Annotated in this window: 2 protein-coding genes and 1 pseudogene; 2 read left to right on the forward strand and 1 reads right to left on the reverse strand. The window is 63.9% G+C overall.

The features are described 5' to 3' along the window. Positions 1–157 precede the first annotated feature (157 nt). Both QZX93_RS11440 and QZX93_RS11445 read left to right on the forward strand, forming a co-directional pair. A complete protein-coding gene (locus tag QZX93_RS11440; RefSeq protein ID WP_295393395.1) occupies positions 158–934 on the forward strand; it encodes a hypothetical protein in 777 nt (258 codons plus the stop codon). A gap of 159 nt (positions 935–1093) precedes the next feature. Next, positions 1094–4816: a toxin TcdB middle/N-terminal domain-containing protein gene (locus QZX93_RS11445; RefSeq protein WP_295393396.1), complete on the forward strand. Its 3723-nt coding sequence runs from the start codon at positions 1094–1096 to the stop codon at positions 4814–4816. Between the two features lie 98 nt (positions 4817–4914). On the opposite strand, the pseudogene QZX93_RS11450 reads toward QZX93_RS11445, so the two are convergent. Beyond that, a pseudogene (locus QZX93_RS11450) lies at positions 4915–5019 on the reverse strand (transposase); the annotation flags it as partial. Positions 5020–5147 lie beyond the last annotated feature (128 nt).

Here is a 5147-nt window from a genome sequence, read left to right on the forward strand (position 1 = left end):
AGCGCAAACCGACTTCAAGCGAAACGCAGGTTTATATTGCATCCGGACGCTTGCTTCTTCGGCAGATCTGCAATAATCAAACGCCGTATTTATTAGCCGTTAAGTAAGCCTCTATCTCAAAATGGTTCTTAGACAGCCTCTCACTGATCTATACAAGATGCAAGATGTCGTCGATCTCGACCGCTTCAATGACCGGCTGGAGGTCTATGACACCTGCCCCTGGGGCTCGGTGCAATTGGGTACGGTAGAACTGAGCCTGGTGTGGGACATCCTGGGCCTGACCGACGTCTATATCGACGCACTTGATCCCAGCTGCGCCGCACTGCCGCAGCCAACAGAGCGCGCCCGGTGCCGCGAGACGCGGCGGCAACGCGAATGGCAAGGCTATCTGAACCGCCAACTGGCGGATGATCCTGAGAATGGGCGCAAGGTCCTGCGGATCGCCTTCTCGACCTCGCTGCAAGACCCGGCCATCGCCTGGCTTGGACTCTACAACACCAAGGCCTGGTATGGCACGGCGCAACGATGCGATCCGGTGCAGGCAAATGGTGTTGCAGTGAACTTCGACAGCAGCCAGGGCGGTACCTACTGGCAGCCCCGAATCACCATCGAACAGAAGGGCGCATCGACCCTGCGTCGCGCTGGCACTGCCCCGGCCGAGTACATCCCGGTGGGTGAGTATCTCAACATGCAGGGCCAGAACGCGGACACGATGTTCGGCGCCAAGGCGGTGCTGTCGAGTAATCGCAACGGGCTCTTCATCGCCGCGGATCCTGACCCTGGGGTGATGTGGAACAACGGGCTCCTGGGCCGTAGCGTCACCGCATCCAACTGGAGCCTGGAAGTAAAGGACGTGGGCGTCCGCGAGGCACTCGATTGGTCCAAGCTCGCTGACATCATGATCACCATTGATGTCATCGGCTCGACCCAATAGCGGCAGTGGCAGAAGGTTTTCCTGCGAGCAGCCCCACCCATGAACACGAGCCATACAAGAAGCCCCAACCCTACGCGGCGATACGCACGTCTCGCGCTGTGGTTGCTGCTCTTGCCGCTCACAACCTGGGGGGCAAACAAGTCCGGGGTGGAGCCTTCGGTGCTATCCCTGCCCAAAGGGCCGGGGTCGATCGAGGGGTTGGGCGAGTCCTTCGAGCCCCAGTTGAACACCGGCACCGCGGCTTACCGGGTGCGCCTCGCCGTCCCGCCCGGGGTGGCCGGATTCCAACCCGACCTGGCACTGGTCTACAACAGCGGCTATGGCAACGGCCCCGTCGGACTCGGCTGGCGGCTCGATATCCCCTGGCTCCAGCGCCAGACCGACAAGGGCTTGCCGGCCTATACCGATGACGATTTACTGCTGCACTCCGTCGCCGGGGAGTTAGTCCCGCAGGGCGGCGGGCTCTATCGGGCCAAGATCGAAGGGGCATTTCTCAAGGTGCACCGAACCGGCGCGGGCTTCACGGTCTGGGAGCGTAACGGTACCCGGCACTGGTTCGGCACCGGGGCCGAATCGCGGCTCGATACCCCCCGCGGCACCTTCGAGTGGCGGCTGAAGCGCTCCGAGGACCGTAACGGCAATGCCATCCTGTACGGCTACGAACAGGCCGACGGGCAGGTCTACCTCACCGAAATCCGCTACGCCCTCGCCTCCGCAACGGATGACAAGTCGATTCATTTCAGCTACCAGGCCCGACCGGACGCGGTGATGGACTACCGCAGCCGCTCCCGTATCGTCACCGCCAGGCGTCTGAGCACTATCGAGATGCGCAGCTTTGGCGTCTTGGTGCGGGCCTATCGTATTGAGTACGGGGATGGAGCCCCCTCGCTACCGCAGCGCATCGTGCAGGTTGGCGCCGACGGGGCCAGTACGCTGCCGCCGCTGTCGTTCGACTACAGTGTTTTTGATCGAACCCTGGCGCGCACGGCAGCGATGGGCGAGCCGCCGCCGCGCCCGGTGTATCTAACCAACCCCAACGTGGACCTGGTCGATATCGACGGCGACGGCCTGCCGGATGTGTTCTACACACCGATCGGTAACAGCCCGCACCGGTTCTATCTGAACCGAGGGCGCGGTGACTGGGCCGCGGGTCCGGTGGAGCCTCAACTATCCCCGCGGCGCACCCTACAGACCAACGGCGTACTGATGGCGGACATGAACGGAGACGGCCGCTCCGACCTCTTCGTTAAGGGTAGCAATGAGTTCGGTTATTTCAAAAACCAAGGTGCGCTGGCCTGGGAGGAAACGGACTGGGTGAGCGCGGGGGCGGCGCCGCGCTTCGGCTTCGAAGATACCAAGACCCGGTTGCTCGATCTGAACAACGACAAGCTGATCGATGTCCTGCGCGACACCGGATCGAGCTATCTGGTCTGGCTTAATCCGGGGGCCGGCGAATGGAGCGCGGACTACGATCGGCAGACCAACGGAACCTATCTGCCGCTCGACCGGGACACGGTGAAGCTCGGCGATATGAATGGCGACCGCATTGAAGACTTGGTCTCTATCATCGACGGCTACTGTGCCTACTTTCCCGGGATGGGCTTTGGGGAGTTCGATACCGAGGTACCAATGGGGAATCCACCGTTCAACCTCGACCTAGCCCGGGTCACCCTGACCGATATCGATCACGACGGACTCGCGGACTGGGTCGAGGTTGGCAACCGCTTTCTGCGCATCTGGCGCAACGCCGGCGATGGGCGCTTCGAGGATGAGCGATTGGTGGAGAACACCCCGGCCACGAGCGGAAAATCAGCCTTCCGCTTCGCGGACCTGGACGGGGACGGTAGCCTCGACCTGTTGGTCACCAACGAGGACAGCGCCGACCCCTACCAGATGGTCTCCTTCAACGCCGGCGTCCACCCCTACCTGCTGATGGCCATCCGCAACGGCCTGGGCCAAGAGACCCGCATCGACTACCGCTCCTCCATCGAGGACTATCTGCGCGACCGCGACGCGGGCAACCCCTGGTCGCGCAAGCTGCCCTTTCCGGTCCAGGTGGTCAGCCGGGTGACCGTGCGGGACAACAACAGCGGCCAGGAATACGTGACCGACTACCGCTACCGGGACGGCTATTACGACGGCGCGGAGAAGGAGTTTCGCGGCTTCGGCCAGGTGACCAAGGTCGAGCAGGGCGGACCCGGCGCGCCGGGGGTGCAGACCAGCTACAGCTTTGACGTCGGCGACCAACAGGAGAGCCGCAAAGGCATGGCCCTGTCCCAAGCCGTGCTGGAGACCGGCGGCACCCTGAGCCCACCGGCGGGACTCTTCGAGGTGGCCGACCACGGACTCACCACCCGCACACTCGCCACCGGCACCAATGGCGTCCCGGTCACTTACTCCTTCACGCAGCAGACCGATACCCGGATCTTCGAGGGTACCGCGAGCCCCGTGACCCTGCGCCACGCCTGGGACCAGGACGGCTATGGCAACACCACCGCGGACCTGGACTACGGCATCGTCGCCGGTACCGATCCCGGCGCGGGCGCGGACGAGTTGCTGAACTACACGGACTACCGCATCGACACGGCCAATTGGGTCATCGACCGCCCGAGCCGGGTGCGCAAGACCGATCTGGCGGGTGGCTTGGTGAGCCTTCAGCGCCTGACCTATGACGCCCGCGGCAATCTCACCCTGGACGAGCGCTCCCCGGACGGGCAGACCTTCATCCCGGTCGCCGCCAAGACCTACGACGGGTTCGGCAACGTGCTGCGGCTCACCGACGCCAACGGCCACTGGCGCGGCCTGGACTACGACGCGACCTTCCACGCCTTTCCGGTGCGCGAGACCATCGGCGGCCTGGGGCTCACCATGGCCGCGGACTACGACCTGGGTCTCGGCCTCATGACCGGCTTCACGGACCCCAACGGCCAGACCACCGGCTTCGGCTATGACACCTTCGGTCGCCTGACCCGGATCATCAAGCCGGGCGACAGCGCGGCGCTGCCCACCCAGAGCTTCGAGTACCGGCTCGCCGACCCGGTGAGTGCCATCGTCACCCGCACGCGCGAGCAGTCCGGGGAGCCCGGCACCTATGACAGCTTGAGCTGGTTCGACGGCCTGGGGCGCAAGCTCCAGACCCGCGCCGAGGGCGCACACGGCGACTGGGTGGTCAGCGAGGCGGCGGTCTTCAACCAGCGCCGCGGCATTGCGCGCCAGTGGCTGCCACACTTCGCCGCAAGCCCGGACTACGCGGACCCGGCCGCCACGCTGCCCCATACGGACCTGGAGTACGACGCCCGCGGCCGGTCCGTGCGCGAGACCAACCCGGACGGGACCTTCCGCGCCACCCGCTACCTGCCGCTGACCAAGGTCGCCTCGGACGAGGAGGACACGCTCACCGGCGGCCCCCATGCGGGCACCCCGCAGACGAGCATCAGCGACGGCCGCCAACGCCTGATCGAGGTCCGGGAGGTCAACGGCAGCGCTACCTATGTCACCCGTTACGGCTATGACGGGCAGGACAACCTGACCCGCATCCAGGATGACCAGGGCAATGTCAAGACCCTGACCTTCGATGGGCTGGGCCGCAAGACCCGCATGGTGGACCCGGACAAGGGCCTGATGACCTACGCCTACGACGGCGTCGGCAACCTGCTCGGCACCACCGATGCCAAGGGCCAGGGCATCGCCTATACCTACGACGCAGCCAACCGCACAGTCACCGAATCCCTGGGGGCACCGCACCCCAGTGCGGCAAGCACCGGCACCGGCACCGAGGTCCAGGTCCGTTATCACTACGACACCGACCTGCCGCCCGACGGCCCGGCCCTGCAAAACACCCTAGTACCGCAGGATGAAAGTGCTCGGACCATGTCAAGCTAGGCTGCCAACGGCTTGCCTTGGTAGGTCCAGCGGAATGGTTTGGCCATTGTCTTGTTGAAATAGTCGATGAAGTTGTTGATTTTCTGGCAAAGGTCGTCGACCGATGAGAAACTCCCTCGTCGAATGACTTTGCGCACCAAAATAGAGAACCAGATTTCGATCTGATTCAGCCATGAGCTATGCTTCGGCGTAAAGTGAAAAACGATGCGATGGGTGGGATCGCACAGAAACGCCTGGCGGGTCGCCACGGATTGAAGAATGCCGCACTTGCCTTTGACCCCGAGGTCACCCTCAAAATCGATGCCATCGGCAACTAAACGTACGACCGACT

It is taken from the genome of uncultured Thiodictyon sp. (assembly GCF_903946935.1).
In the GTDB taxonomy this organism is placed as follows: domain Bacteria; phylum Pseudomonadota; class Gammaproteobacteria; order Chromatiales; family Chromatiaceae; genus Thiodictyon.

Coding starts and splice junctions, on each gene's coding strand:
- QZX93_RS11440 (WP_295393395.1), top strand. CDS start 158: ATGCAAGATGTCGTCGATCTCGACCGCTTCAATGACCGGCTGGAGGTC.